This is a genomic window from Blautia difficilis, assembly GCF_014297245.1.
GTDB lineage: Bacteria > Bacillota > Clostridia > Lachnospirales > Lachnospiraceae > Blautia_A > Blautia_A difficilis.
This window is the reverse complement of sequence record NZ_JACOQG010000023.1, coordinates 1-25,814: the sequence shown is the minus strand read 5'-3', so window position 1 is coordinate 25,814 and position 25,814 is coordinate 1. Positions and strand designations below refer to the sequence as shown.

Genomic DNA, 25,814 nt, shown 5'->3' with positions numbered 1-25,814 from the left:
CGAATTATTTATTTTTCCTGTAAATCAACATCAAGCCCTTGAGAAGCAGTTCTTCATCCAGGATGATTTCCTTTCTGCAGTGAGGTACAATCTTCTTTGCCAGACCGCCGGTAGCAATCACAGTTGTTTTTTCTCCAAGTTCCTCTTCTATACGGTCAATAATTCCGTCCAAAGCCGCCGCATTGCTATAAAGCACCCCACTTTTCATACACTCAATTGTATTTTTTCCGATAATATGTCTGGGTGCATCGATGCTGATTCCACTAAGCTGGGAAGCTCTGGCAGTGAGCGCATCCAGAGAAATTCTCACACCTGGCATGATCATACCACCTATATATTGTTTCTTGCTGTTCACCACTGATATTGTAGTAGCAGTGCCCATATCGATCACCACAAGAGGAACCGGATAGCTGGCCAGTCCTGCCACCGCATCAGCCACCAGATCAGCTCCCAGCTGTCCCGGATTATCCATCACAATATTCAAACCAGTCTTTACACCGGGTCCCAGCACCATAACCTCTTTTTTCAGAATTTTCTCTGCTGCCAGTTTTGCAATACCCGTAATCTGAGGCACAACTGAAGAAATAATGCACCCCTCAATGTCTGTCCGTTTAATATGATAAATATCCAGTACAGTTTTAAGATCTACCGCATACTCCAGCTCTGTCTTTGTGCGCACTGTCGAAAGCCGCTCTGTAAAATAAATCTTTTCTTCATCTATACATCCAACTACAATGTTCGTATTTCCTATATCAATTGCTAAAATCATTCTGTCATTTCCTTATCTTTTTTACAATTTACTATAAATTACATAACATGAAAAGAGACTGCCGCAAATCTCTTTTGTGCAACAGCCTCCCTTTCTATCCTTTTCTTTATTTGCTGCCCGCTGTCATAACCAGAATTTTATCCAGAAGTCTGTCGGCCGCACCTTCTTTTGTCATAAGAGGAAGTGAAATTTCCTCTTCCCGGGTGATCAATGTTAGTACATTTGTGTCTCCCTGGAATCCGGCACCCTCTACTTTTACATTGTTTGCTGCAACCATATCCAAGTTTTTCTTTACCAGCTTTGCTCTGGAATTCTCGATCACATTCTGGGTTTCCATGGAAAATCCACACAAAAACTGTCCCGTTGGCTTATGTTCTCCCAGATATTTCAGAATATCATCTGTTCTCTCCAATTCTATGGACATCTGTCCCTCGCTCTTCTTGACTTTCTCGTCGCTGACATTTGCAGGACGATAATCCGCAACTGCCGCTGCTTTAATGATAATGTCCTGTTCATCACTGATAGAAGTCACCGCTTCATACATATCCTTTGCAGTCACAACAGGTACCAGATTTACAAACATTGGCGGCTCGATAGCAGTGTGTCCACTCACCAGTGTAACATCTGCGCCACGAAGCATGGCAGTTTTCGCAATTGCGTATCCCATTTTTCCTGAAGAATGATTCGTGATATATCGCACAGGGTCAATTGCCTCCTGTGTCGGACCTGCTGTTACCAGAATTTTTTTACCCTTCAGATCCTTTTTACAGGCAGTTTCTCTTTCAATATAAGCAAGCAATGTCTCTGGTTCAGGCATCTTGCCCGCACCTGTATCGCCACATGCCAGATATCCGTTTGCCGGTGCGATCACTTCATATCCATAATGCTCCAGAATCTTAAGGTTATCCTGTACAACAGGGTTTTCAAACATATTTGTATTCATGGCTGGTGAAATGAATTTCTTACATTTACATGCCATGATCGTGGTGGTAAGCATATCATCTGCAATCCCATGAGCCAGCTTGCCAATCACATTTGCGCTCGCCGGTGCGATCATCACTACGTCAGCCTTCTTTGCAATGGATATATGCTCTACCTGAAACTGAAAATTCCGGTCAAAGGTGTCTACCAGGCATTTATTTCCTGTGAGAGTTTCAAAAGTAATGGGATTGATAAAATTTGTAGCGTTTTCTGTCATCAATACATGCACATCTGCATGACGCTTCTTTAATGCGCTGGCCAGACTGGCGATCTTATATGCCGCAATACTGCCCGTCACACCCAATAATACAGTTTTTCCCTCAAGCATTTTCAAATTCTCCATCAGTCTATGATCGTAACTTTCTCGATCACAGGCTGCTCCTCTTTTGAAATGGTTCCATTATCATCTGTAGGTTTTGCATCCTCACAAATCTTATCCACAATATCCATACCCTCTGTTACATGTCCGAATCCGGCGTAATCCCCATCCAGGAAGGTGCTGTCTGCCTGTACAATAAAGAACTGAGAGCTTCCACTGTCCGGGTCCTGGGCTCTTGCCATGGAAATAGTTCCTCTTGTATGGGAAATATTATTTTCCACGCCATTGTTGCTGAATTCTCCCTTGATGTTCTCATCAGATCCACCGGTTCCATCTCCATTAGGGTCTCCGCCCTGGATCATAAATCCCTCAATAATACGATGGAAAGTAAGTCCGTCATAAAATCCATCCTGAGCAAGCTTTACAAAATTTGTCACTGTAACAGGTGCGGAATCTGCATCCAGCTCTACCTCAATGGTACCGTAATCTTTAACCTCTATCTCTGCATGATGTGTTCCTGTAAGCTCTTTTGAGGTATCCAGAAGTACTCCCTGCGCAGCATCTGTGCTCTCCTTATCTGCATCCTTGCTTTCAGTATCTGAACTGTCTGCTGATTCGCTTTCTGAACCATCGGAGAAGCCTGCCTCTTCTGCTTCCTTCTCGCTTACAGCCTCATCACTGTCTGATGTCCCGGATTCTGTTTTTGTATCCGTTTTACTTTCCTGCTCAGAAGTATCTTCTGCAGATGTTTCCTGTGATTTTGATGTATCTTCTGCCTTTTCACTGCTTCCGCAGCCTGCAAGCAGTCCTGCTGACATAGCTGTAACACAAAGTGCTGCCAGTAATTTTCTCTTCATAAATCTATACCTCCGATTGTTACTATTTTTTCATACCCGGTTTTACTGTGATATCGCCAGGCTTCCTTATTGCATTATAACGTATCATTAAAAAAAAACAACTCTTTTCACATATTTTTCATGTGTATATAATGATGTCAGGGTCAAAAAGTAGACTCTTGAAATAAATCCCAGGGACTGTTACAATAAAAAACGACAAAACAGGCATATCGCCTGTGACCATCGCATCATATAGGAAAGTGAGGAATCCAAATGGAAAAAATAACAAGTTTCACCATAGATCATATTAAATTACAGCCCGGTATTTATGTCTCCCGCAAGGATAAAGCAGGTGACAGCGTGGTCACTACCTTTGATATCCGTATGACTTCCCCAAACGAAGAGCCTGTCATGAATACAGCAGAGCTTCATACCATCGAGCATCTGGCTGCCACATTTCTCAGGAACCACCCAAAATTCGGGTCAAAAATGCTTTACTGGGGACCAATGGGATGCCGCACCGGCAATTATCTCCTGCTGATCGGAGACTATGAATCCAGTGATATTGTACCCCTGATGACCGAAACCTTTGAGTTCATCCGTGATTTTGAGGGAGAAGTCCCCGGTGCCGCTGCAAAAGATTGCGGTAATTATCTGGATATGAATCTTCCAATGGCAAAATATCTGGCCGGAAAGTTTCTGAAGGAAGTACTTTACGATATCAAACCGGACAGGCTGGTTTACCCACAATAATCCAGTTGTTCCAAGTCAAGCGGATAAAATCATCCGCTTCGCTACGTAGCTCTACACTGAATAACTGCTCCGCAGTTTATTTTGGGTTAAAAAGAGGAAGCCGCATTCCGTCACAATGCGCTTCCTCTTTTTATTTTATAATTTTGTTTTTTACTGATTACTGCTCTGCCTATTCATCCTGGGATGCTGCCTGATCTGTATCTGCCTGGTCTGCTGATCCGTCCTGAGTTCCTTCAGGTGCTGTAGTTGTTACAAAATCACCGCTTGCATAACATACCTGTCCATTGTAATCTACACGAACCCATCCGTTCTCACATACACCCGTACTGTTTAAGGTTGTACCAGCTGCTACACTTGTCACCAGTTCTGCATCTGCACTTGCATCAGAGCGAAGATTCAATTCAGAAGCTGCATAATAGGTACCGTTTTTCACCTCTACCTTTACCCCACTGGCAGTCTGCTCTGTAGTCACCTCCGGTGTGGGAGTTGCCTCCGGTGTAGGAGTCACTTCCGGTGTTGGTGTCACCTCCGGTGTTGGGGTAACTTTTACGATCATAACACTGGAATCAATAGTAGGATCAAATCCACAGCCGGAAGCTGCAAAAGCCAGACCCAATACCAGAACCAGCAAAAGTGATTTTTTCATAAGTAAGTAATCCTCCTTTTGCATTTTTCAATGCTATACTATCCTTTAATATACACGATTTGGTAAAAACTTGCAAGTATCAATCAGTCATTGTAGATTTTTCGATTTCATATTATAATTGTCTTAAAAGGAGGTATTTTTATGAAAAAAAGCAAATTTTTATATAGTCTGCCATTTAAGCTTCTGGTTAGTGTAGCCTTGGGTATGGGATTCGGCCTGCTTTTAAATTTCAACTCTGAATCCGCCTTCACCACAGCTGCATTAAATGTTATCGTAACTCTGAAATATATTCTGGGGCAGTTGATCAATTTCTGTGTTCCTCTGATCATTATCGGTTTTATCGCCCCATCCATAACCCAGCTTGGTAACAATGCTTCCCGCATGTTGGGGATTGCTGTCTTTATCGCCTATTTTTCTTCCCTGGGGGCAGCTTTATTCTCTACAGCTGCAGGCTACCTGCTGATTCCACATTTATCTATCCGTTCCAGTGCAGATAGTCTGAGAAGTCTTCCTGATGTGATTTTTCAGCTTTCTATTCCACAGATCATGCCTGTCATGAGCGCTCTGGTTCTGGCTGTTATGCTGGGTCTGGCTTCTGCATGGACCAAAGCACAGCTGATGACTTCCCTGCTGAAGGAATTTCAGAATATTGTTCTTTCCCTGGTATCCCGGATCCTTATTCCGATCCTTCCTCTGTTCATTGGACTGACCTTCTGTTCTCTGGCTTACGAAGGAACTATTACCAGACAGCTTCCTGTATTCCTGAAAGTTATTGTCATTGTATTACTTGGTCATTTTATCTGGCTGTTTCTCCTGTATACTGCTGCCGGAATCTATGCCAGAGAAAATCCTCTGAAAGTTATACGCCACTATGGTCCCGCCTATCTTACTGCAATAGGCACCATGTCCTCAGCAGCCACCCTTGCCGTAGCACTTCAGTGTGCTGGAAAAGCTAAGCCCCTGAGAAAGGATATGGTTCAGTTTGGTATTCCTTTATTTGCCAACATTCATCTCTGTGGCTCTGTGCTGACAGAAGTTTTTTTCTGCATGACAATTTCCAAGATCCTGTATGGTGCTGTACCTGCGCCAGGGACTATGGCTCTTTTCTGTATTCTTCTGGGAGTTTTTGCCATAGGTGCACCCGGAGTTCCCGGTGGAACTGTCATGGCCTCTCTCGGACTTCTCACCGGTATACTGAAATTCGGAGATTACGCCACTGCTTTAATGCTCACGATCTTTGCACTTCAGGACAGCTTCGGAACTGCCTGCAATATTACCGGAGACGGCGCACTCACTCTGATTCTTACCGGCTATGCAAAGAAACATCATATTGAAGAGCAGCACATTTCTATCTAGTATATAGTTATTTCGAAATCGATGTACTAATCTACGGGCGGATAATTTTATCCGCCCCCATCATTCGTTCAGTAATGGTATACATATCCGTAACCTTCCCTACCAAAAGCTTCTCCATCAGGCCATAATGTTTCAGGCAGGTACCACAGGTCAGTATCTCTGTCCCTTCTGCTTCCATTTTCTTCAAATCTTCTATGCTGTCAGAACCTTCTGTAGTAAGCTTTGCTCCTCCGTTGTAAAAAAGGATTGTATCCACATGGGTCTCCATCTGTGATAAAGCATATAAAAAGCCCTTGATCAGAACTTTTCCCAGTTCATCATCTCCCTTTCCCATAACATCAGCGGAAATCACTGCTACCTTTACTTTCTTTCCCGGCATTTCACAGACAAACTCCTCTTCCTTCACTTCTGTGCCTGTCTGTTCGGTCTGAACCTTCATTTTTACCCTGTATTTTTTTACCTCCAGTTTTTCTGACACAAAGGTACAACCGGTTTTATTTGCCAATCTGCTGAGATTGTTTACCGCAGTCTCATTGTCAACCAGGATTTCTATTTCATCTCCTGTTCCCGACTGATCGATCACCTTTTTTGTCATTACCACCGGTATGGGACACTGTTTTCCCAATGCATTTACTTCATATTTCATTTCAGATCACCTCATTTAGTTTTTTTGCAGGCAGATACATAGCATCATTTCTGCTTTTATCGCTTTATACATAAAAACATACCATAATTCACAGACTACTTCAACAAATTTAACCAAATCAAGTAAGTCCCCTGTTTCCATTCCGAAAAACAATAAGCAGTTCACACTTCGTTCCTGTCAGATCCTGCGAATAAATGTATAGACTTGCGAATGAGTCTGTAATCTTTTATACTGAATATATAATGATGTTAGGGGCAAAAAAGTACTTTGCCCCTAACCTGATATCAGGAGGTTCTGTTATGTTCATACAGATTCTGTCTGCCATACACAATGCAGGCACTTTGCTTTTTGGAATTTACTGTTCCGCCTTTTTTCTTGGTGTAAAATCAAATAAGAAAAATATTTTATCCCTGTTCCTACTGTTTTGTGTTCAGGGTTCCCTGTACCTCATTAATTCAGCATTTTTCGGAGAAACACTTGCCCTGCAATCCTATCCTTTCATTGTACATTTACCCTTAATCCTGTTTTTATCCCTTTATTACAAGTTTCCTCTGATTTCTTCCTGTGTTTCGGTTTTCTCCGCATATCTTTGCTGTCAGCTAAGTAACTGGATCGGATTATTTGCACTAAATCTAACAGGTGCAGAATGGTGCTACTATTCTGCCAGAATACTGACCACGTTTGGAACATTTATCATTCTTTATAAATATGTTTTTCGTTCCACCCGTACCATTTTTGCAAAAGACACCCGGGAACTGAGTATCATCGGATTCTTGCCTTTTGTTTATTATATTTTTGATTATGCATCTACCAAATTCTCCAGTCTGCTGTATTCCGGAAACAAGGCAGTCGTTGAATTTATGGGATTCGCTTTCTGTATTGCATATCTGGTATTTCTTATGATCTATTTCAGAGAATATGAAAACAAACAGGAACTAAAGCAGTACAGTAACCTGATGGAAATCCAGCTTCAGTCCATGCAGAAAGAAATTGATCAGGTAAAAATCAGCAGTCAAAAACTGGCAATCCTGCGTCATGATATGCGTCACCATCTAAGTATCATCCTTATGCAGCTGCAAAATAATCATTTTGAAAAAGCACAGGAATATATCAAAGAGATCAGCTCAGCATACGCTGATACCATTATTTCCAATTACTCCCCAAATGAAATGCTGAACTCTGTAATCTCTATCTATGATTCCCGCTTCACAGACAGGGGATTTTCTCTTGACTGTAATATTTCTACCGGAAAAGATCTGTCCTGTTCTGACCTTGCATTCTGTACAATTTTGTCAAATGCACTGGAAAATTCCATGCATGCATTAGAACAGGCAGACAGACAATCCAGATGGGCCAGACTTACTATTTCTCAAAAAAAGAAACATCTTATGCTCCAGGTTGAAAACCCTGTAGCAAAAATGCCGGAATTTGTAGATGGTATTCCTGTTTCAGCAAAAGAAGGACATGGCATCGGAGTCAAAAGCATTATTTATTATGTTGAACAGTTAAACGGACAGTGCCAATTTTCTGTATCTGATCAACTCTTTATTTTAAAAATTTTCATATAACCTATTTGCATTCCAGTGCCTTTGCTTGTCTGTAAATCTCGCAGGCTCCTGTATTTACACACCTTTCATGGGCACAATCCATAAATGACAGTGTTTTTTCGTTATCTTGTATAGTATATTCACAGCATACTGTCTGCCCCATATTACAAGTACGACAAAAACCACTGATAAATTCCTCTTCTGTTTTCAAATTTTCCATCTCCTTCTTATCATCTCTTTCGTGGCAATGTCTGTTTCATCGGACACTGCCATTTGGTTATTTTACACAATTTCAATTTTAGTTGTCTTATTTTTTATTGCATTTTATACGATACCGACTTATAATAATATTAGTACATCCACTTATTATATTTCCTAAAAATCATATGATGTCAGTAACTCTATAATATCACAGCTCTAATTCTAAATCAAAATAATAAGAAAAGAGGGAACATTATGAACAAAGAACTTTATGATGAGGCCGTGAGATCAAATGTATTATCAAAAGCATTAATCAGTACACTTCTGGAGAGTATGAATTACAGTAGTATTTCCTTTATCAACTGGACTGTGGAGGTTTTGAAGGTAATCCGCACCCGCCTGGAACGTGGAGATAAGATCATTGATGAAGTATCCGGAATCACCTATGACCTGAATTCTTTTCATAAATTTGTTAAAACTAATTTTTCTTCTTATATAACCAGCCAGGTCTTTGATACACCTGACAAAGCTGAAAAAGTATACTTCTCTTTGGAAAAAGCCTCCCCGGATGGTCATGCTTACAATATGATCATGGCAGATTCCTCAAAGAACAAAACCTACAAATGGATTTCCAGTCTCAGTGAACGTTTCTCCCTGGTAGAAATGATCGCTACCGGTATTGTCTATCTAAAGGATATTAAGACCAATACTTACCAGCCATTTATATCCGGAAATGGAAAATATTGCAGATATGATTCTGAAAATGGACAAATAATAGAATTATAATTTTTCGCAACAAAACCCCTGTCAAAATTATGACAGGGGTTTCATACTTATTCTTTAATTAGTTATTAATAAGTTTGTCTTCGCCATTCCAGCTGTAAAGTTTACGGATCTCTTCGCCAACTTTTTCAGACTGATGCTCAGAAGCTTTCTTTCTCATAGCTTTGAAGTGAACCTGTGCACCTGCATCAGACATATCAAGTAAGAAGTCTTTTGCAAATGTACCATCCTGGATATCAGAAAGGACTTTCTTCATAGCTTTCTTTGTATCTTCTGTGATGATCTTAGGTCCTGTGATGTAATCGCCATATTCAGCAGTGTTGGAGATAGAATATCTCATTCCTGCGAATCCTGACTGATAGATCAGGTCTACGATCAGTTTCATTTCATGAATACATTCAAAATATGCATTTCTTGGGTCATAACCGGCTTCCACAAGTGTCTCGAAACCAGCCTGCATAAGTGCGCAAACACCACCGCAAAGTACAGCCTGCTCACCGAAGAGGTCTGTCTCTGTCTCTGTGCGGAATGTTGTCTCAAGAACACCTGCTCTTGCTCCGCCGATACCAAGTGCATATGCAAGTGCGATATCCTGAGCTTTACCTGTAGCATCCTGCTCTACAGCGATCAGACAAGGAACACCTTTTCCAGCCTGATATTCGCTTCTTACAGTATGTCCAGGTCCTTTAGGAGCGATCATTGTAACGTCAACATATTTCGGAGGTTTGATGCATCCAAAATGGATGTTGAAACCATGAGCAAACATTAACATGTTGCCTTCTTCAAGGTTCGGTTCGATAGATTCTTTGTAAAGCTTAGCCTGTTTCTCATCGTTGATAAGAATCATGATGATATCTGCCTGTTTAGCTGCTTCAGCTGCTGTATATACCTTAAAGCCCTGCTCTTCAGCTTTCTTCCAGGATTTGCTGCCTTCGTACAGACCGATAATGACATCACATCCGGAGTCCTTTAAGTTCAGAGCATGTGCATGTCCCTGGCTTCCGTATCCAATAATTGCAATTTTTTTACCATCCAGTAAGCTTAAATTACAATCTTCCTGATAAAAAATCTTGTTAGCCATTTTAATTTTCCTCCTGCTAATTTGTAAAAAATTTATCGTTAAGGGATTCTCCCCTAGCAAACTATGTAATAATCAAGCTATAAAAAAGTCACATCATCTGATCCTCTGGATAATCCGGTAACACCTGTACGGGCCATCTCCAAGATTTCATAGTCCTTCATCAGATCAATAAATGCTTCCAGCTTATTATGAGTACCTGTCATTTCCAGTATGAGGGATTCCTTACTCACATCCACAACCTTGGCATGGAATATATCTGCAATGGAAATAATCCCCTGTCTCTGTTCCGGTCTGGCTGATACCTTCACCATAAGTAACTCATGGCATACACTGTTATCCGGTTCCAGAATCTTGATATCTCTTACATCTACAAGCTTGGCAAGCTGATTTGTGATCTGTTCCAGAATCAATTCATCGCCGCTGCACACAACGGTAATCCTGGAAAACCGGTCATCTGCCGTTACACCGCCTGTAATGCTGTCAATATTATATCCTCTGCGGCTGAACAGACCAGATACCCGGGTAGTCACACCTGCAGTATTATCTACTAACAGGGATAATACTCTCTTCTGCATGTTTCACCTGCTTTCAACGCACTTCATCAACGCGTTAATATAATAAATAATTTGTATGGTTACCATTATATCAACAATCAACATTTTGTCAATGATATTTTTGGTCAAACCAATCGGTTTTTTTTACTGATTTTTGGCTATTTTGAAAAAAATCATCAGATCAGATACTTTTCCCGCAGTTCCTCAATCATTTTGGGTTTCAGATAGAGCGCATCCCTGAAAAATCTTTCCATAGTGCCATACTCTTCCAACACGGATTTATATGCAGTATCCAGGTAGTCCTCTCTGACCTGATACAATGCTGTCAATTTCTCTTCTGTATCTGCTCCTGCTTCCGGCCAGGTCTGGGACAGACGCAGCATATATTTAAGCTCCGGTGACAGATAACGATTTGTACGCAGATAATCCTGATAAATAATATCCTTCTTTACACCCAACAGTGCCAGAAGTAAGGCTGTAGCCAGCCCCGCTCTCCCTCTTCCTGTGTCGCTGTGCCAGAGAAGTGCTCCTTTTTCATGATGGTAAACCACATCCACAAACCTGGCAAACTGCTTAATGGCATAGAAATCCGTGCCTATCTGTGCATAGAAATTTCTCACATATTCCCAGGGATCAGCCGGAATTTTCTGCAAAAGTTCACGGATATCTCCAGTATCGCACAAGCCGGAAACCTCTTCCAGAATGGGAATGTGATAATATTCCACTCCTGCCATAATAAGATCCGGTTTTTTCCTGATTTCCGCGCCGGACCGCAGATCAATCACTGCTTTCAGATTATATGCTTCCATAAGAAGCTCCTTATCTGCCTGGCTGATATGATACAGGGCTCCGCTGCGCAGAAGCCTTTTAGGCAGAATATGTCTGCCATCTTCCGTGACAATCGCACCCAGATCCCTGGTATCCGACAGGCTCTGAAGAAGCACTCTTCCTCCTTTAGGAAAGCCTGTTGCCATATCCGGATTCAGTGCCCTGAGAAGGCGGATACAATCTTGTACCTCTCTCTGGCTCATATCAAATTTATACCGTTTTTTTCTCCTGGTAACGATTACAAGATAATTTATGCTCAGCTGCCTGTCGCCGCCTTCATCTGCGCCTTCTTTTCGCATATAAGCCCATACAATGTCTCTACATGGAAGACTGTTTATCATCATATGTCTGGTAAATACCAGAAACCCATCTTCAATTCGTATCTTTCCGTACTTCATGTTTCATCACTCCACTATCTACGGTTTTTCAAAATTTCTTTTTCAGAATAGCATAGAAATCCATATTTGACAATTCCTGACAAATGTTTATAATCATGGATGTTATTATTGTTTTTGAAAGGACATCTGTTATGGAAAATCTTGTTTTCTGTCTTAATGCCACCATTCCCATTTTCCTCACTCTGGTGCTGGGACTTTTTTTCAGGCGGATCGGCCTTTTTGATGACACCTTTGTAAGCCGCCTGAACAAATTTGTATTTAATGCCGCATTGCCTGCACTTTTGTTTCTGGATATTGCAGAGTCTGACTTTTACAGTGTTTGGAATACAAAATTCGTATTGTTCTGTTTCTTTGTAACACTGATCAGTATTGGAATTTCCACAGGACTTTCCTATTTATTGAAGCCACGCAATATTCAGGGTGAATTTATCCAGGCATCCTACCGCAGCAGTGCTGCCATCCTTGGAATTGCCATTATCCAGAATCTTTATGGAAATGCAGGAATGGCTCCCCTTATGATCATTGGAAGTGTGCCTCTGTATAATGTAATGGCAGTTACCACACTTTCCCTTTTCGCACCCGGAGGTGGAAAGCTGGATACCACAAAGCTTGTCAAAACCCTAAAGGGCATTGCCACTAATCCTATTATCCTTGGAATCCTTGCCGGTATGATATGGTCTCTTTTACGTCTTCCTCTGCCCGCAATCATAAGAATCTCTGTCAATAACCTGGGAAAAACCGCTACTCCTCTTGGTCTGATGGCTATGGGCGGTGCGCTGAAATTCGGCAAAGCCTTTTCAAGACCAAAGCCGCTGATCGCCTGTACCTTTCTGAAACTTGTAGGCTATGAAGCTGTATTTCTTCCCATTGCCGTATTATTTGGCTTCTCCCATGATATGCTGGTGGCTATCATTATCATGCTAGGCTCTGCCACTACTGTAAGCTGTTATATCATGGCCAAAAACATGAAGTATGACGGTGATTTTACTTCCGGTGTAGTTATGACTACCACTCTGTTAAGCTCCTTTACCATGACAATCTGGCTCTACATATGCAAAAGCCTGGGACTGATCTGAGCCCAGGCTTTTATGTTAGATCAGCTTCAGATATTCCAGGCCGTTTCTGATTCCATAATGAAACATATCCTGTGTAATATGATCAGCCAGAGCTTTTATTTTCTCTGAACCATTTCCCATGGCAACCTTCACTGCCGCATATTCAAACATGGCAAGATCATTATTGCTGTCTCCAAATACGATAGTATCCTCCCATGGAATGTCAAAGAGCCTGCACACTGCCGAGATTCCCACTGCCTTGTTAAAGCCCTTGGGAACAAGTTCAATAGTGGTTCCCGCAATTCCTGAACCGCTCTCATGACGGATAATATCATAATACTTACTCAGTTCTCTGCAGGCAGCCTCTGCATCACAACCCTTTATCATTTTTGCACTAATCTTATTAATGTGCATACAGTCTTCATTTCCCCTGATGGGACGCCATTTTGGTCCCAGAGATTCTGTGATCAGATCTGTATACCAATTCACATCTGTATTATATTCATCCTTATCATAATACATAAAATCTGCACCTTCCATAACCGGGACCAGACCATATCTGCGCAGAATTTCCACTGACTTTTTTGCAATTTCCGGAGTCATCTCTTTATTAAAAAGACGCTCTCCGTTCTTTTCAATGGTAGCCCCACAGGCACTGATCATACCTGTAAACGGAAGTTCTTCCAGATACCAGGAAACAAAAGCTCTGCTCCTGCCTGTACACAGCCATGCCTCATGACCGTTTTCTCTTAATTTTTTCAATGCCTCCTTCGTGCTCTGGGGTACACCCTTTTCCATATCGCAGAGTGTTCCGTCTGCATCAAAAAACACTGCTTTTCTGTTCACTTTCTTATCTCCTGATCCTTATATTTACTTTTATCTGCCAGTGTGCCCACAAGCTATGCAAAAAGCACTGACGCAGCCTTTATCAGGCTCTCTGTATCCTTGGCACCTGTAGTTTCATATACAGAATGCATAGCAAGCTGTGCCAGACCAATATCCACTGTTTTCATAGGAACCTGGGTATTGGAAATATTTCCCAGTGTGGAACCACCTGCCATATCTGAGCGGTTCACAAAAGTCTGGTACGGCACCTTTGCCCTGTGGCAGATGTCTTTGAAAATTGCAGCGGATACTCCGTCTGTACAATATTTCTGATTTGCATTGTACTTGATCACGATTCCCTCATTCAGCACCGGACGATTTACCGGATCTGTCTTATCTGTATGGTTTGGATGGAGGGCATGAGCATTATCTGCAGAAATCATAAAGCTGTCTGCAAGTGCCATATAGTATTCCTCCTGGGTTCGTCCCAGTCCCATATTGATCCGCATCAGAGTATCCTTCAGGAATGTGGAGGCAGCCCCCTGTCTTGTGCTGCTTCCCACTTCTTCATTATCCAGCACACAATGGACAGCAATACTTTCCTTACGCTCTCCCTGCAGAAATCCTTCCAGAGAAGAGAATGCACACTGTAAGTCGTCCAGTCTGGGTGCAGAAACAAATTCCTCATTTATTCCCCACAGAGTACCCGGAGTCCTGTCATAAAGGAACAGATCATGTCCCAGAATATCTTCTGTCTTTACATCTGCAGCTTCAGCCACAGTTTCCATAAATCTGCCCTTTCCTTCCTTATCACTGAAAAGAGGCAGCATATCTTTCTGTACATTATATTTGTATCCCTCATTTACTTCCCTGTTCATGTGAATGGCAAGGTTGGGAATAACCAGAAGATCTCTGTCCACAGTCACCATCTTCTCTCTGACCTTTCCATCCTGACGAACGATCAGTCTTCCTGCCACTGACAGAGGTCTGTCAAACCATGGAGACAGAATCATTCCACCATAACGTTCTACATTCAGTTTGATATAAGCATTCTCCACCTCTATTTCCGGATTCTCTTTAATCTTAAGAGAAGGGGAATCACTGTGGCTTGCCATGATATGAAATTTCCATACAGGCTTTTCAGGAATAGAAAAAGCTATGATAGCAGAATGATTTCTGGTCACATAATAATTTCCACCTTGTTTAAGCTTCCAGTGTTTCTCTTCTTTCAGCTCTTCAAAGCCTTCCTTTTCAAGTCTTTTCATCATCTCTGCCACTGCCTGAAATGCAGTAGGGCTTTTCTCTATAAATTTCAATAATTTTTTTGCATTCTTCTTATACATATGTTTTTCTCCATTTGTGCAATTCTTATTTTATGGTAAATCTCAAATACCAAAGTCTGTATTTATTATAACCACCCGGCTTTGTCTTAGCAACAAAAAACAGCAGTCAGTTTTTCCTTTTGGAAAATATCTGCTGCTGTTTTTTAGCTATCAGTCTTTAATGATCAATGCCATGAATACCAAATCTGTGTTTCCTGTATTGGCAAGTCCATGTCCATGATTATCCGGAGTAAAAGTAATATCTCCTGACTTAACAGGACGATAAGTACCATTATCATTGTACTCTCCCTGTCCCTGTAAAATATAATAAGTTTCGCTTTCTCCATGATGCTCATGATATCCCAGTGAACATCCCGGTTCCAGAGTTACCTGTGCATACAGCCCACATTTACCGTTTAACTGCTCTGCATCCAGAAGCTCCTTGATAATTACATGTCCATTGCCGCCTGCCATATGCTCTTCACGTCTGATTCTCATTGCATTGTCCTCCTGTAAATTATACTTTGTCTCTTATAATACCACGATTCTATATAAAATACCATTTTTTTATTCTTCCGCTGTATCTTCTGTTTTCTCTTCTGTGATCAGGGTAATTCGTCCCTGTCCATGCGCCTGTGCATACTCATCACCGATCACATCATCAAGGGAAGCTATATAATCAATAACCAGATCATGATCAATGGTCCATTCTTCACCTTCAGCCGGTGATATAACCTTTGATCCCTTAAACATGGTCATTCCATCTCCATATCCTTCAGACTGCCGGTTGTACTCTCCGCTGCGATCTGGATTTCCGGTTTTGTTTCGCCTGCATATACTGTGGCAGACACCATTACTGCTGAAAGACTGAATAAATAAAGCATTGTTCTTTGTTTCATAAAAATACGCCTCCTTTCTTTAATACCTTAAGTATACTTGAGAAAGGGGGCATATTCAACAGCTTCTGCCATTCTTTTTATTATACTTTGTGAAGTCCCCACCCACTGCTTATTGCTTTTCGCAACCGACCCAGGGGACTTACTTGATTCGGTTAAAAACTACAGATTTTTGATTCTCTCAATGGCCTCTATGGTATTCTCATGGGTTCCAAACGCAGTGAGACGGAAGAATCCCTCACCATGAGCACCGAATCCTGAGCCCGGAGTTCCTACGATGTTGGCTTTTTCAAGAAGATAGTCAAAGAACTCCCAGGAAGTCATCTTATCCGGTGTTTTCAACCAGATATACGGAGCATTTACGCCACCGGATACAGAATAGCCTGCTGATGCCAGACCTTCGTAGATGGCTTTGGCGTTACTCATGTAGTAACCTACCTGTTCTTTCAGCTGTGCTTTTCCTTCCGGAGAGTATACAGCCTCTCCTGCACGCTGTACGATGTATGGAGCACCGTTGAATTTTGTGCCATGACGTCTTGCCCAGAGGCTGTGAAGATCTACGCCGTCACGAACCAGATCCTTTGGTACAACTGTAAAGCCGAGGCGGACACCTGTAAAACCTGCATTTTTGGAGAAGCTGCGCAGTTCGATTGCGCAGGTTCTTGCTCCTTCGCACTCATAGATGCTGTGCGGTACATTTTCTTCGGAAATGTATGCTTCGTATGCTGCATCATAGATAATGACGGAGCCATTTTTATTTGCATAATCTACCCATTCCTGAAGCTGTGGTTTGGTGATGGCACCACCGGTTGGGTTGTTCGGAAAGCAAAGGTAGATAAGATCCGGTACTTCTTCAGGGAATTCCGGAAGGAAGCCGTTGGCTTCTGTGCATGGCATGTAGATTACGTTATCAAAGTTGCCACGTTCTTTGTTGTATTCTCCTGTACGACCTGCCATTACGTTTGTATCTACATATACTGGGTATACAGGGTCGCACACTGCAATCTTGTTATCCAGTCCAAAGATTTCCTGGATATTTCCGGAATCGCTCTTTGCACCGTCAGAGACAAAGATTTCGTCTGCCTCAATGTCGCATCCTCTGTCTTTGTAGTCATTCTTTGCAATGGCAGATCTTAAGAATTCATAACCAAGATCCGGTGCATAGCCATGAAAAGTAGCTGCATCACCCATTTCATCTACAGATTTATGAAGTGCCTCAATGATTGCCGGAGCCAGAGGCTGAGTTACATCACCGATTCCCAGTGAGATCACGTTTGCCTGTGGATTGGCTTCTTTATATGCTTTTACTTTTTTTGCAATTGTGGAAAACAGATAGCTTCCCGGTAATTTCAGATAGTTGTGGTTTACTGTTACCATGTTTGATTTCCTCCCTGGCATGTTTCGCAGTTTTTATATACCTGTCTACAGCAGGCTGCTGCTTTGCTTTGCCTTTCCATTTCTGTTTGTGTCTTTTCTGCAAATATATTTTATTCGAGTTATATTATACTTAATTATTTAGCAATGTAAAGCCCCAAAGTATTTTCTGAGAATAATTTTTAATATTGACATTACTGTTCACTGGTAATATCCCGCGAGGTGTTTTTTGTGAGCGAAGGTCACAGAAAACCCGAGACATACTGCGCGAATTTATGCGATTAGCATAAATTAAGTTTGCGAAGCAAACGATACTCCTTGTGCTTTGTACAAAGAGGTTCATATTTTTTGCATCGCGAAGCGTGTTGCTGTGAACAGAGTGAACAGTAACATTTTTTACCCCGGCATAATGTCCGGGGTGATTTATTTTATTTACGCTTCTCTACTTCTTTCATAAGTGTCTCGCGAGCACTTGCAGGATTTACCTTGCCTTTCATCTCTTTCATGATCTGGCCTACAAAGAAGCCCATGACTTTATCTTTACCTCCCAGAAGTTCTGAAAGTGGTCCTGGGTTAGCATCCAGGATCCTGTTGATGGTTTCTTCCAGAAGTCCTGTGTCTTCTACAATCTTCAGACCATGTTCCTCAATGTAGGCTACAGGATCAATGTCTTCCGCAAAGACTTTCTCAAAAACTTTCTTGGCATTCTGGGGGCTGACTTCGGATTTTTCTACCATTACCAGAAGATCTGCAAGATGTTTCGGTGAGAAAGATACCTGTTCCGGATCCATTGCCTTGTCTTTTGTCAGGCGGAGTACCTCACCCATAAACCAGTTTGCTGTCTTCTTTGCATTTCCGTAGATTGCTGCTGTTTCTTCAAAAAGACCTGCAAGATGGCGGGATTCTGTAAGGATTCCCGCATCGTATGCCGGGAGTCCGTATTCTTCCTGATAGCGGGCCTGTTTTGCTTCGCGAAGCTCCGGCTGCTCTGCCTTGATTTTTTCGATCCATGCATCAGAAATATGAATCGGCGGAAGATCAGGATCAGGAAAATATCTGTAATCCTTGGCATCCTCTTTGGAACGCATCGCATAAGAATATTCTTTGTTGTCATCCCAGCGGCGTGTTTCCTGTGTAACCGCCTTGCCTTCTTCGATCAATTCGATCTGACGTTCTCTTTCGCCCTCAATTGCTCTGGCAATGGCCTTGAAAGAGTTCAGGTTTTTCATCTCTGTTCTGGTGCCGAATTCTTCTGCTCCCACTTCACGTACGGAAAGGTTAACGTCTGCACGCATGGAACCTTCCTGAAGCTTACAGTCTGATACACCCAAATATTGCATCATACAGCGGAGTTTTTCAAGATAGGCAATTACTTCCTCTGAGCTTCTCATATCCGGCTCAGATACGATCTCGATCAGCGGTACGCCGCTTCGGTTATAGTCTACCAGAGAGCAGTCTTCCCATTCATCATGGATCAGTTTACCTGCATCCTCTTCCATATGCATTTCATGGATACGAATTTTCTTTTTGCCTGCAGATGTTTCAATCTCTACCCATCCGTCATGACAGATTGGCAGATATAACTGAGAAATCTGATAGTTCTGGGGGTTATCCGGATAGAAATAGTTCTTACGGTCAAATTTGCAGTACTGATGGATCTGACAGTTTGCTGCAAGACCTGCTTTCAGGGCAAACTCTACTACTTTCTTGTTTAATACAGGCAGGGAACCCGGCATACCTGTGCAGACCGGGCATGTATGTGTATTGGGTGCTCCTCCGAACTCTGTGGAGCAGCCGCAGAAAATTTTTGTTTTTGTTGCAAGTTCTACATGGACCTCAAGTCCTATGACTGTTTCGTACTGTTTCATTATCTGGTTCCTCCTTCTCCTGGCACGGCAAAGGAACCGCGGCTGGTTTCATAGGCGTGTGCTGCACGCAGGATTTTCTTTTCCATGAAGCAGTCCCCGATCATCTGGATACCGATTGGGAGACCCTTGCTGTCTTTTCCGCATGGAACTGTGATTCCCGGAAGACCGCAGAGATTGACTGCTACTGTGTAGATATCTCCAAGATACATGGCAAGGGGATCCTTTAAGCTTTCACCGATCTTCGGCGCTGTAAATGGAGATGCAGGTGCAAGGAGCACATCATATTTGCCAAATGCCTGGTCAAATTCTTTCTTGATCAGAGCTTTTGTGCGGAGCGCCTTCAGATAGTATGCATCATAATAACCTGAGCTTAATACGAAGGAACCAAGCATGATACGGCGTTTTACTTCCTCGCCGAAGCCTGCTGTTCTGGTTTTTTTGTACATGTCGTGAAGACCTTCGTATTCTGTTGCACGGAAACCGTATTTCACTCCATCGAAACGTTCCAAGTTGGAACTTGCTTCTGCACTGGCAATAATATAGTAAGCCGGAATCATGTATTCCATAGTCTTGATAGAGAAGAATTCTACTTCTGCTCCCAGTTCTTTCAGCGTATCAAGAACGCCCATAAAAGATGCTTTTACTTCTGGATCAAGTCCTTCTGCCAGGTATTCTTCAGGAACTCCGAATTTCATCCCCTTGATATCGCCTGTCAGTTCTTTGGAGCACTGAAGGTCTTCTCTTTTCATGGATGTGCTGTCTTTTTCATCATGTCCTGCAATAATTTCCAGAAGGGCTGCGCAGTCAGCTACATCTTTGCCAACCGGACCGATCTGATCCAGAGAGGATGCGTAAGCTACCAAACCGTAACGGGATACCGTTCCATATGTTGGCTTGATTCCGGTCACGCCACAGTAAGAACTTGGCTGGCGGATAGATCCGCCTGTATCTGAACCAAGTGCCAGATAAGTTTCTCCTGCTGCTACGGCTGCACAGGAACCACCTGAAGAACCGCCTGGTACGTGTTCCAGATTCCATGGGTTTCTGGTGATGCCGTAAGCGGAGGTCTCTGTTGTACTTCCCATGGCAAATTCATCCATGTTTGTTTTTCCGATAATGACCAGTCCGGCTTTTTCCAGACGGTCAATGACTTCTGCATTATACTGCGGCACAAAGTTCTCAAGAATCTTCGATGCACAGGTTGTTTTCTTTCCGTTCATACAGATATTGTCTTTGATTGCGATGGGTACGCCTGCAAGAGGACCGGTATAAGTACCGTCCTCAATGCCTTTTTGTACTTCTTCTGCACGTTTATATGCTTCTTCTCTATATGTGTCAAGATAAGCGTGTACTTCTGAATCCTGTTTCTCAATCTGTTCAAAAACAGTTTTTACTCCATCCAGGACGCTGACCTGACGCTGTTTTATTTTTTCCCCAAGCTGCAGGGCTGTTAATTTCTCCAACTCCATTGTCCTGTCTCCTATCCTATGGTTTTCGGAACCTGATACTGTCCTTCTTTTGCTTTCGGTGCATTTGCCAGCATTGCTTCTTTGTTGTCTCCATTTGTGACAACATCCTCACGAAATACATTTTCGTCCTGGAAAATATGGGACATAGGCTCTACTTCCGATGTATCCAGTTCATCCAGTTTTTCTACATAATCAAGCATTTTCTGCATTTGGGCTTTTGCTTTTTCCTTTTCTTCTTCTGAGAGGGAAAGCTTGGCCAGGATGCAGACATTTTCCATTGTTTCATCATCTATGATCTTTGCCATGATTTTCTCCTTATATATGCTGTCTATAGCATTCTATATTGCTTTTATTTCTTTCTTCCCGGAATCAATCTGCCGCTTCCGGTCAATATATAGACAGCTTTCCAAATTTCTGACTCATTTACGGCTCCAGTCGGTTCATATCTCGCGGGAAGAGGCAGGTTTCACGAACATTCTCTTCGCCGATAAGCTGCATGGTCAGACGTTCCAGACCGATTCCCAGACCACCGTGAGGCGGCATGCCATGTTTAAAGGTATCCAGATACTGTTCCATACCTTCCTGTGTCATACCTCTGTCTTCAATCTTCTGTACCATCATGTTGTAATCATGGATACGCTGTCCGCCTGTTGTAATCTCAAGGCCTTTGAATAACAGGTCAAAGCTTAAGGTAAATCTTGCGTCTTCCGGATCATCCATTGCATAGAATGGACGTTTCTTTGACGGATAATGTGTGACAAATACGAAATCTGAGCCATATTCTTCTTTGAAATACTGTCCGATCAATGCTTCTTCTTCCGGCTCCAGGTCAAATGGGTTTCTGATCTTACGGTTGTATTTCTGTGACACCAGTTCTTTGGCTACGTCAAAACGGACTGCCGGGATTTTGGACACGTCCGGAATCTCAAGCTTCAGGATCTGTACTTCTTTTGCATATTCTGTTTTCAGAAGGTTCATGGCATACTGCAGGAATCCTGTTTCCATTGCCATGATTTCCTCAAAGCTGTCAATATATCCCATCTCGAAGTCCAGACTGGTATATTCGTTTAAGTGACGTTTGGTATTATGTTTCTCAGCACGGAATACAGGACCTGTCTCAAATACTCTGTCAAATACGCCAACCATCATCTGTTTATAGAACTGTGGGCTCTGCGCAAGTACTGCAGGTTTGTGGAAGTAGCTGAATTTGAAAAGGTTTGCCCCACCCTCTGCTCCTCTTGCCCCGATCTTCGGAGTATGGATTTCTGTGAATCCCTGTCCGTAGAGATAATCACGGAATGCTTTTGTCAGTGCCTCCTGGATTTTAAATTTGGAACGCTCCTGAATGTTTCTCAGGGAAATCGGTCTGTAGTTTAATTTTGCTTCCAGGGAAGTGTTCAGTTTCCATTTGTCGATTGCCATTGGAAGCGGCTCTGCAGGTGTTGATAAGATATCAATATGACGGATACGAAGTTCTCTTCCGTGGGGTGCTCTCTCTTCTTCATGCAGAATTCCCTTCACCCTGATCGTCATTGCTTCCTTCAATTCATGAATGGAAACATTTGCCATTTCATTTTCATAGACTGTCTGGAATAAACCTTCCCTTCTTCTAAGAATGATAAATGCCACATCACCCATATTACGGATGCTGTGAACAGCGCCTTCGATTACGGCTTCCTGGTTCAGGAGATTATTACCTACGAGTTCCTCCCAGGTATTGATTTCTTTTTTCCATGTTCCATCCATAAATTCCATTTCCTCATCCTCCATTTCTTCATTTCTGAAAACCTTTGTGATATCTCTATGAGTTTCATGTTCAAAAGTCTTTTCGTGCAGGCATGAACGACTTTCTGACCTTGAACCCCGGAATATCAAAAAGGCGTAATCAGAAAATCCGGAGACACTTATCCCCTGGACTCTCTGATTACGCCTTTGTAATCATTCTTCCCGTTATTATCTATTTTATGTTTGTTTGTATTCTTTCTATAATATGATGTCAGGGCCAAAATGTATTTTGCCTCTAACTTGATATGAACAAAAATATATTTTGTATATTACCACATATTCTGTCAAAATAATATCGTCATTTTTTACAAAATTTTCCTTATTATTTTCGGATATTTTATTTATAGCAATTCCACAAAATAATGCAATCAAGACAGTTCAGCAGAGTGCGAAGGACGCAGTATTTTACAGAGTTGCTATAGTACATACGATAAATCAAATCTCATCATACATCAGCATGAGCAGCATCTGTGCAGTTTCTACCATGTTAGTTCCGGAATCCATGCTGCATTTCTGGATATGTCTGTATGCTTCCTCTTCTGTCATCTGGTTTTTTTCCATCAGCAGGCGTTTGGCATTCGAGATATAATTCTGTTCTTTTTCTGATCTGGGCTTTGGTTTCTTTTTTTCTTTTTTTATCCGGCGTTCCAGATGATAGAGCATGTCATTGACCGTATCTACCAGTACGCTTGCTTTCATCGGCATCTGTACAGTGCTGACAGAATTCGGTGCTTCATCTATAATACGCTGAGAAGCCAGAAGCAGCATTTCAAAATACTGTGGCAAGTCATCCAGAGCGTCTTTATAATAGGCATCTGTTAGCTTATACCCGCATATCAGAACACCACTGTCAAGTTCCGAGATACTGGCCAGAGCATTAGAGACAGAGCTGCAGACAGAGGCTACTGTGAGCCCATGTCTGTTAAGTATTGTGCGGATTTTCTTTGCGTCTTCAATTTTCGGTAACGCAATCACAATGCTGCTGCTCATAATCTGCCACCACTCTTTCTGTTACAGCCTGGGTTCCCGTCCACTACTTATTGCTTTTCGCAACCGACCCAGGGGGCTTACTTGATTCGGGTCAAGCGGATAAAATCATCCGCTTCGCTACGCGGCTCTACACCAGATAACTGCTTTATCTGGTTAAATTCTGTATAAGTATTCCTCGATTTCCCAGGCTGAAATTTCTCTTGTATAACGAAGCCATTCTTTTTTCTTGGCCGCTGCGTATTCTTTACAAAATTCTGTTCCAAGTACTTCTTTGATCCAGTCACTCTGTTCAAAGTAATCAATTGCTTCGTTTAAATTTCCCGGAAGATTCTCAATCTTCATTGTTTTCTGGTCTGTTTCAGATAGCTCTCTGCTGGAGGACTTGGTCGGATAAATCTTCTTATGGATTCCATCCAGTCCTGCTGCCAGACATACTGCAAATACCAGATACGGATTTGCTGCTGCATCCGGACTTCTCAGCTCAATCCTTGTTTCCATACCTCTGGATCCCGGAATTCTTACCAGGGAATTCTGGTTATTCTTTGTCCATGTCAGTTCTGTCGGTGCTTCATATCCGGGAACCAGACGTTTATAGGAATTTACGATAGGATTGGTGATCAGTGCCATCTCTTTGCTGTGAGCCAGAAGACCACCTACAAAGTAATAAGCTTCTTCACTTAATTCCTGGGGATTTCCCGGATTGACGAATACATTTCTTCCATCTTTAAATAAGAAGAAATGAATATGCATTCCAGAGCCGTTTACTTCTGCCCGCGGTTTCGGCATAAATGTCGCATGAAGTCCATGGCGTTTAGCAATGGTACGGACTGTCATCTTGAATGACATGATCCGGTCTGCAATCGTACGAACTTCGCCGTATTTAAAATCTACTTCGTGCTGGGCAGGAGCAGTTTCATGGTGAGAAGATTCTACCTCAATCCCCATATCTTCCAGATTTAATACAATATCACGTCTTGCGTTTTCACCCAGATCCACAGGACTGACATCCAGATATCCTGCCTTCTCATGTGTTACAGTGGTCGGAACTCCGTTATCATCTGTATGAAAAAGGAAAAATTCACATTCCGGATCTACCAGACAGGTATATCCCTCCTTCTTTGCCTCCCGGGCGGTTTTCTTCAGAATATATCTCGGACTTCTCTCATGAGGTGTTCCGTCCGGACAATAGATGTCGCATAACAGTCTGGCAACTTTGCCCTGCTGTGGTCTCCACGGAAGGATTGCAAAAGTGTCAAGATCCGGTCTTAAGTACATATCCGGTTCGGATTCTCCTGCGATTCCTGCTATAAAGGAACCATCTACGATACATCGGTTATCCAGTGCACGGGGAAGTTCCCGGGCAGTTATGGCGATGTTTTTCAGCGTTCCGAACATATCTGTGAACTGGAGACGGATAAATTCCACGTCTTCCTCCTCAGCCATCTGTAATATTTCTTCTCTGGTATAATTCCCCATTTTCACTCACTCCTTGTCAGCATAATTTCTACTGTTTTTGCTTTCTTAATAATTCTTCGATACAGTTTTGTCCTGTCTGGAAGTTTTATAGCTTCTTTTGATATAATGATATAAAAAATGGCGCACTTTCTACAGTTACTTTTCTATAGAAAGAACGCCTTTGTTCATGTAGGCAATTATAACAATGTACCTGTTCTTTGTCAACTGCTTATTTTTTCATCGGCTCTTTCCATGTTACTGTGCATTCCGCTCTCAATAACATGCTTTGCTGCTTACTTATAATTGCTATTTTGAGAATACCGCATCATTCCTCGAAAGAAGATATACGCAATACTGATTCATACTGATTCCCTCTCTCTGAGAATGTTCTGCCAGTAGTCTATGCAGGCTTCTTGGAATTCTCAGCTTAAACTGTCCGGAATAATCTTCAAGGCTATCCGGTTCATGGATTTCTACCCCTTCTTCTAATGCAGCTTCAAGCCATGCTTTTTTTGCATCCAGAGCATTTGAAATTGCACTTTCCACTGTTTCTCCGCTGGTAATGCAACCAGGGAGATCTGGATACGAAACTACAAATCCTCCTTCGGTTTTATCTTCCACAACTTCCATACGATAGGACATTGACATATAATCATTCAGCGTCTTCATGATTCTTCGCCTCACTTTCTACTATTTCCCTTACCATTTCTACATATACTTTCTTTATCGGCTCATGTTTTGGTATTGTAATAGGCATGCACCCAGATTTTCTAAATGTATAATGACTGCTCCCACTTCTCGGAACATGCATATCATATCCATAACTTTCCAATACTTTTCGCAATTCATCAAACCGAAGATCTTTTGATAAATTACATATACGTGTTATCAGTTTATCCCATTTTGACATTCTTATATCTCCTATTTACATTATATGTGGTATCGTATATGGTGTCAATCAATTTTTCTCTGCAAAATTTGAAAAGGTTCCCGTATTCTCCGAAAGAGAAATACGCAAAATATAAATTCAAAAATACTGTCTTTTGTACTTAATCATAAGGGGAAATGGATGAGCCG

Annotated in this window: 28 protein-coding genes; 5 read left to right on the top strand and 23 right to left on the bottom strand. The window is 42.1% G+C overall.

Annotated features, from left to right (window positions below; translation table 11 throughout):
• Positions 1-4: 4 nt before the first annotated feature.
• From H8Z82_RS12760 to H8Z82_RS12750, 3 genes are all read right to left on the bottom strand, one after another.
• A complete protein-coding gene (locus H8Z82_RS12760) occupies positions 5-769 on the bottom strand; it encodes a type III pantothenate kinase (protein ID WP_019161250.1) in 765 nt (254 codons plus the stop codon).
• 106 nt (positions 770-875) lie between these two features.
• On the bottom strand, positions 876-2,078 hold the full coding sequence (gene coaBC, locus H8Z82_RS12755) for a bifunctional phosphopantothenoylcysteine decarboxylase/phosphopantothenate--cysteine ligase CoaBC (protein ID WP_019161249.1): 1,203 nt from the start codon (positions 2,076-2,078) through the stop codon (positions 876-878).
• Positions 2,079-2,092: 14 nt separating this feature from the next.
• Positions 2,093-2,926 carry a peptidylprolyl isomerase gene (locus tag H8Z82_RS12750; RefSeq protein WP_186995320.1) on the bottom strand — a complete coding sequence of 278 codons (834 nt, stop codon included), beginning with the start codon at positions 2,924-2,926 and terminating at the stop codon, positions 2,093-2,095.
• Positions 2,927-3,178: 252 nt separating this feature from the next.
• Between H8Z82_RS12750 and H8Z82_RS12745 the strand changes: the two genes are divergently transcribed.
• The gene (locus tag H8Z82_RS12745; RefSeq protein WP_186995319.1) at positions 3,179-3,658 is read left to right on the top strand and encodes an S-ribosylhomocysteine lyase; all 480 of its coding nucleotides are present in this window, start codon (positions 3,179-3,181) and stop codon (positions 3,656-3,658) included.
• 169 nt (positions 3,659-3,827) lie between these two features.
• Here H8Z82_RS12745 and H8Z82_RS12740 read toward each other — a convergent pair whose 3' ends face one another.
• Positions 3,828-4,304: an SH3 domain-containing protein gene (locus tag H8Z82_RS12740; RefSeq protein WP_019161246.1), complete on the bottom strand. Its 477-nt coding sequence runs from the start codon at positions 4,302-4,304 to the stop codon at positions 3,828-3,830.
• Between the two features lie 141 nt (positions 4,305-4,445).
• On the opposite strand from H8Z82_RS12740, the gene H8Z82_RS12735 reads away from it, so the two are divergent.
• A complete protein-coding gene (locus H8Z82_RS12735) occupies positions 4,446-5,660 on the top strand; it encodes a dicarboxylate/amino acid:cation symporter (protein ID WP_019161245.1) in 1,215 nt (404 codons plus the stop codon).
• A gap of 31 nt (positions 5,661-5,691) precedes the next feature.
• Here the strand turns inward: H8Z82_RS12735 and yedF are convergent, their stop codons facing one another.
• Complete coding sequence (gene yedF / locus H8Z82_RS12730) at positions 5,692-6,306, bottom strand: sulfurtransferase-like selenium metabolism protein YedF (RefSeq protein ID WP_173743034.1); 615 nt, start codon at positions 6,304-6,306, stop codon at positions 5,692-5,694.
• A 299-nt stretch (positions 6,307-6,605) separates the two neighbouring features.
• On the opposite strand from yedF, the gene H8Z82_RS12725 reads away from it, so the two are divergent.
• Positions 6,606-7,874: a sensor histidine kinase gene (locus tag H8Z82_RS12725; protein ID WP_186995318.1), complete on the top strand. Its 1,269-nt coding sequence runs from the start codon at positions 6,606-6,608 to the stop codon at positions 7,872-7,874.
• Position 7,875: 1 nt separating this feature from the next.
• On the opposite strand, the gene H8Z82_RS12720 is transcribed toward H8Z82_RS12725, so the two are convergent.
• Positions 7,876-8,073 carry a hypothetical protein gene (locus tag H8Z82_RS12720; protein ID WP_243176475.1) on the bottom strand — a complete coding sequence of 66 codons (198 nt, stop codon included), beginning with the start codon at positions 8,071-8,073 and terminating at the stop codon, positions 7,876-7,878.
• A gap of 236 nt (positions 8,074-8,309) precedes the next feature.
• Between H8Z82_RS12720 and H8Z82_RS12715 the strand changes: the two genes are divergently transcribed.
• Positions 8,310-8,840, top strand: a complete 531-nt coding sequence (locus H8Z82_RS12715) for a hypothetical protein (RefSeq protein WP_186995316.1) — start codon at positions 8,310-8,312, stop codon at positions 8,838-8,840.
• 58 nt (positions 8,841-8,898) lie between these two features.
• Here H8Z82_RS12715 and ilvC read toward each other — a convergent pair whose 3' ends face one another.
• The 3 genes from ilvC to H8Z82_RS12700 all read right to left on the bottom strand — a co-directional run bounded on the left by ilvC (position 8,899) and on the right by H8Z82_RS12700 (position 11,698).
• On the bottom strand, positions 8,899-9,918 hold the full coding sequence (ilvC, locus tag H8Z82_RS12710; protein ID WP_186995315.1) for a ketol-acid reductoisomerase: 1,020 nt from the start codon (positions 9,916-9,918) through the stop codon (positions 8,899-8,901).
• Between the two features lie 77 nt (positions 9,919-9,995).
• On the bottom strand, positions 9,996-10,493 hold the full coding sequence (ilvN, locus tag H8Z82_RS12705) for an acetolactate synthase small subunit (RefSeq protein WP_019161239.1): 498 nt from the start codon (positions 10,491-10,493) through the stop codon (positions 9,996-9,998).
• 155 nt (positions 10,494-10,648) lie between these two features.
• Positions 10,649-11,698 (bottom strand): tyrosine-protein phosphatase, encoded by a 1,050-nt coding sequence (locus tag H8Z82_RS12700; RefSeq protein WP_019161238.1) that lies wholly within the window; start codon positions 11,696-11,698, stop codon positions 10,649-10,651.
• Between the two features lie 131 nt (positions 11,699-11,829).
• Here H8Z82_RS12700 and H8Z82_RS12695 point away from each other — a divergent pair, with 131 nt between their 5' ends.
• Positions 11,830-12,774 (top strand): AEC family transporter, encoded by a 945-nt coding sequence (locus H8Z82_RS12695; protein ID WP_186995314.1) that lies wholly within the window; start codon positions 11,830-11,832, stop codon positions 12,772-12,774.
• A gap of 15 nt (positions 12,775-12,789) precedes the next feature.
• Here H8Z82_RS12695 and H8Z82_RS12690 read toward each other — a convergent pair whose 3' ends face one another.
• The 14 genes from H8Z82_RS12690 to H8Z82_RS12625 all read right to left on the bottom strand — a co-directional run bounded on the left by H8Z82_RS12690 (position 12,790) and on the right by H8Z82_RS12625 (position 25,647).
• The gene (locus tag H8Z82_RS12690; RefSeq protein ID WP_019161236.1) at positions 12,790-13,599 is read right to left on the bottom strand and encodes an HAD family hydrolase; all 810 of its coding nucleotides are present in this window, start codon (positions 13,597-13,599) and stop codon (positions 12,790-12,792) included.
• 53 nt (positions 13,600-13,652) lie between these two features.
• Positions 13,653-14,921 carry a M18 family aminopeptidase gene (locus H8Z82_RS12685; protein ID WP_186995313.1) on the bottom strand — a complete coding sequence of 423 codons (1,269 nt, stop codon included), beginning with the start codon at positions 14,919-14,921 and terminating at the stop codon, positions 13,653-13,655.
• A 150-nt stretch (positions 14,922-15,071) separates the two neighbouring features.
• Positions 15,072-15,398: a cupin domain-containing protein gene (locus H8Z82_RS12680; protein WP_173743026.1), complete on the bottom strand. Its 327-nt coding sequence runs from the start codon at positions 15,396-15,398 to the stop codon at positions 15,072-15,074.
• Between the two features lie 69 nt (positions 15,399-15,467).
• A complete protein-coding gene (locus tag H8Z82_RS12675) occupies positions 15,468-15,659 on the bottom strand; it encodes a hypothetical protein (RefSeq protein ID WP_019161233.1) in 192 nt (63 codons plus the stop codon).
• On the bottom strand, positions 15,656-15,799 hold the full coding sequence (locus H8Z82_RS12670) for a hypothetical protein (protein WP_186995312.1): 144 nt from the start codon (positions 15,797-15,799) through the stop codon (positions 15,656-15,658). Before H8Z82_RS12670 ends, H8Z82_RS12675 begins: the two co-directional genes overlap by 4 nt.
• Before the next feature lie 159 nt (positions 15,800-15,958).
• Positions 15,959-17,173 carry an LL-diaminopimelate aminotransferase gene (locus H8Z82_RS12665; RefSeq protein WP_186995311.1) on the bottom strand — a complete coding sequence of 405 codons (1,215 nt, stop codon included), beginning with the start codon at positions 17,171-17,173 and terminating at the stop codon, positions 15,959-15,961.
• Positions 17,174-17,598: 425 nt separating this feature from the next.
• Complete coding sequence (gene gatB, locus H8Z82_RS12660; RefSeq protein ID WP_186995337.1) at positions 17,599-19,041, bottom strand: Asp-tRNA(Asn)/Glu-tRNA(Gln) amidotransferase subunit GatB; 1,443 nt, start codon at positions 19,039-19,041, stop codon at positions 17,599-17,601.
• Positions 19,038-20,507 carry an Asp-tRNA(Asn)/Glu-tRNA(Gln) amidotransferase subunit GatA gene (gene gatA / locus H8Z82_RS12655; protein WP_186995310.1) on the bottom strand — a complete coding sequence of 490 codons (1,470 nt, stop codon included), beginning with the start codon at positions 20,505-20,507 and terminating at the stop codon, positions 19,038-19,040. Before gatA ends, gatB begins: the two co-directional genes overlap by 4 nt.
• 11 nt (positions 20,508-20,518) lie before the next feature.
• A complete protein-coding gene (gene gatC / locus H8Z82_RS12650) occupies positions 20,519-20,812 on the bottom strand; it encodes an Asp-tRNA(Asn)/Glu-tRNA(Gln) amidotransferase subunit GatC (protein WP_019161228.1) in 294 nt (97 codons plus the stop codon).
• 118 nt (positions 20,813-20,930) lie between these two features.
• Entirely contained in the window at positions 20,931-22,262 is a 1,332-nt protein-coding gene (aspS, locus tag H8Z82_RS12645; protein ID WP_119242793.1) for an aspartate--tRNA(Asn) ligase, read from the bottom strand.
• Between the two features lie 465 nt (positions 22,263-22,727).
• Positions 22,728-23,282, bottom strand: a complete 555-nt coding sequence (locus H8Z82_RS12640; protein ID WP_186995309.1) for an ANTAR domain-containing response regulator — start codon at positions 23,280-23,282, stop codon at positions 22,728-22,730.
• A gap of 153 nt (positions 23,283-23,435) precedes the next feature.
• On the bottom strand, positions 23,436-24,758 hold the full coding sequence (locus H8Z82_RS12635) for a glutamine synthetase family protein (RefSeq protein ID WP_186995308.1): 1,323 nt from the start codon (positions 24,756-24,758) through the stop codon (positions 23,436-23,438).
• 285 nt (positions 24,759-25,043) lie between these two features.
• Positions 25,044-25,406, bottom strand: a complete 363-nt coding sequence (locus H8Z82_RS12630; protein ID WP_118512447.1) for a type II toxin-antitoxin system HicB family antitoxin — start codon at positions 25,404-25,406, stop codon at positions 25,044-25,046.
• Positions 25,390-25,647 (bottom strand): type II toxin-antitoxin system HicA family toxin, encoded by a 258-nt coding sequence (locus H8Z82_RS12625; RefSeq protein WP_118575962.1) that lies wholly within the window; start codon positions 25,645-25,647, stop codon positions 25,390-25,392. Before H8Z82_RS12625 ends, H8Z82_RS12630 begins: the two co-directional genes overlap by 17 nt.
• Positions 25,648-25,814: the final 167 nt, after the last annotated feature.

What these genes read in the sequence shown, in the direction of transcription:
- H8Z82_RS12745 (WP_186995319.1), top strand. Translation starts at nt 3,179, where the DNA reads ATGGAAAAAATAACAAGTTTCACCATAGATCATATTAAATTACAGCCC.
- aspS (WP_119242793.1), bottom strand. Translation starts at nt 22,262, where the DNA reads ATGGAATTTATGGATGGAACATGGAAAAAAGAAATCAATACCTGGGAG.
- H8Z82_RS12725 (WP_186995318.1), top strand. Translation starts at nt 6,606, where the DNA reads ATGTTCATACAGATTCTGTCTGCCATACACAATGCAGGCACTTTGCTT.
- H8Z82_RS12715 (WP_186995316.1), top strand. Translation starts at nt 8,310, where the DNA reads ATGAACAAAGAACTTTATGATGAGGCCGTGAGATCAAATGTATTATCA.
- ilvN (WP_019161239.1), bottom strand. Translation starts at nt 10,493, where the DNA reads ATGCAGAAGAGAGTATTATCCCTGTTAGTAGATAATACTGCAGGTGTG.
- H8Z82_RS12630 (WP_118512447.1), bottom strand. Translation starts at nt 25,406, where the DNA reads ATGAAGACGCTGAATGATTATATGTCAATGTCCTATCGTATGGAAGTT.
- H8Z82_RS12625 (WP_118575962.1), bottom strand. Translation starts at nt 25,647, where the DNA reads ATGTCAAAATGGGATAAACTGATAACACGTATATGTAATTTATCAAAA.
- H8Z82_RS12700 (WP_019161238.1), bottom strand. Translation starts at nt 11,698, where the DNA reads ATGAAGTACGGAAAGATACGAATTGAAGATGGGTTTCTGGTATTTACC.
- H8Z82_RS12670 (WP_186995312.1), bottom strand. Translation starts at nt 15,799, where the DNA reads ATGAAACAAAGAACAATGCTTTATTTATTCAGTCTTTCAGCAGTAATG.
- H8Z82_RS12640 (WP_186995309.1), bottom strand. Translation starts at nt 23,282, where the DNA reads ATGAGCAGCAGCATTGTGATTGCGTTACCGAAAATTGAAGACGCAAAG.
- H8Z82_RS12685 (WP_186995313.1), bottom strand. Translation starts at nt 14,921, where the DNA reads ATGTATAAGAAGAATGCAAAAAAATTATTGAAATTTATAGAGAAAAGC.
- yedF (WP_173743034.1), bottom strand. Translation starts at nt 6,306, where the DNA reads ATGAAATATGAAGTAAATGCATTGGGAAAACAGTGTCCCATACCGGTG.
- H8Z82_RS12750 (WP_186995320.1), bottom strand. Translation starts at nt 2,926, where the DNA reads ATGAAGAGAAAATTACTGGCAGCACTTTGTGTTACAGCTATGTCAGCA.
- H8Z82_RS12680 (WP_173743026.1), bottom strand. Translation starts at nt 15,398, where the DNA reads ATGAGAATCAGACGTGAAGAGCATATGGCAGGCGGCAATGGACATGTA.
- gatA (WP_186995310.1), bottom strand. Translation starts at nt 20,507, where the DNA reads ATGGAGTTGGAGAAATTAACAGCCCTGCAGCTTGGGGAAAAAATAAAA.
- H8Z82_RS12675 (WP_019161233.1), bottom strand. Translation starts at nt 15,659, where the DNA reads ATGACCATGTTTAAGGGATCAAAGGTTATATCACCGGCTGAAGGTGAA.
- H8Z82_RS12735 (WP_019161245.1), top strand. Translation starts at nt 4,446, where the DNA reads ATGAAAAAAAGCAAATTTTTATATAGTCTGCCATTTAAGCTTCTGGTT.
- H8Z82_RS12740 (WP_019161246.1), bottom strand. Translation starts at nt 4,304, where the DNA reads ATGAAAAAATCACTTTTGCTGGTTCTGGTATTGGGTCTGGCTTTTGCA.
- H8Z82_RS12635 (WP_186995308.1), bottom strand. Translation starts at nt 24,758, where the DNA reads ATGGGGAATTATACCAGAGAAGAAATATTACAGATGGCTGAGGAGGAA.
- gatC (WP_019161228.1), bottom strand. Translation starts at nt 20,812, where the DNA reads ATGGCAAAGATCATAGATGATGAAACAATGGAAAATGTCTGCATCCTG.
- coaBC (WP_019161249.1), bottom strand. Translation starts at nt 2,078, where the DNA reads ATGCTTGAGGGAAAAACTGTATTATTGGGTGTGACGGGCAGTATTGCG.
- H8Z82_RS12720 (WP_243176475.1), bottom strand. Translation starts at nt 8,073, where the DNA reads ATGGAAAATTTGAAAACAGAAGAGGAATTTATCAGTGGTTTTTGTCGT.
- H8Z82_RS12695 (WP_186995314.1), top strand. Translation starts at nt 11,830, where the DNA reads ATGGAAAATCTTGTTTTCTGTCTTAATGCCACCATTCCCATTTTCCTC.
- ilvC (WP_186995315.1), bottom strand. Translation starts at nt 9,918, where the DNA reads ATGGCTAACAAGATTTTTTATCAGGAAGATTGTAATTTAAGCTTACTG.
- H8Z82_RS12665 (WP_186995311.1), bottom strand. Translation starts at nt 17,173, where the DNA reads ATGGTAACAGTAAACCACAACTATCTGAAATTACCGGGAAGCTATCTG.
- H8Z82_RS12760 (WP_019161250.1), bottom strand. Translation starts at nt 769, where the DNA reads ATGATTTTAGCAATTGATATAGGAAATACGAACATTGTAGTTGGATGT.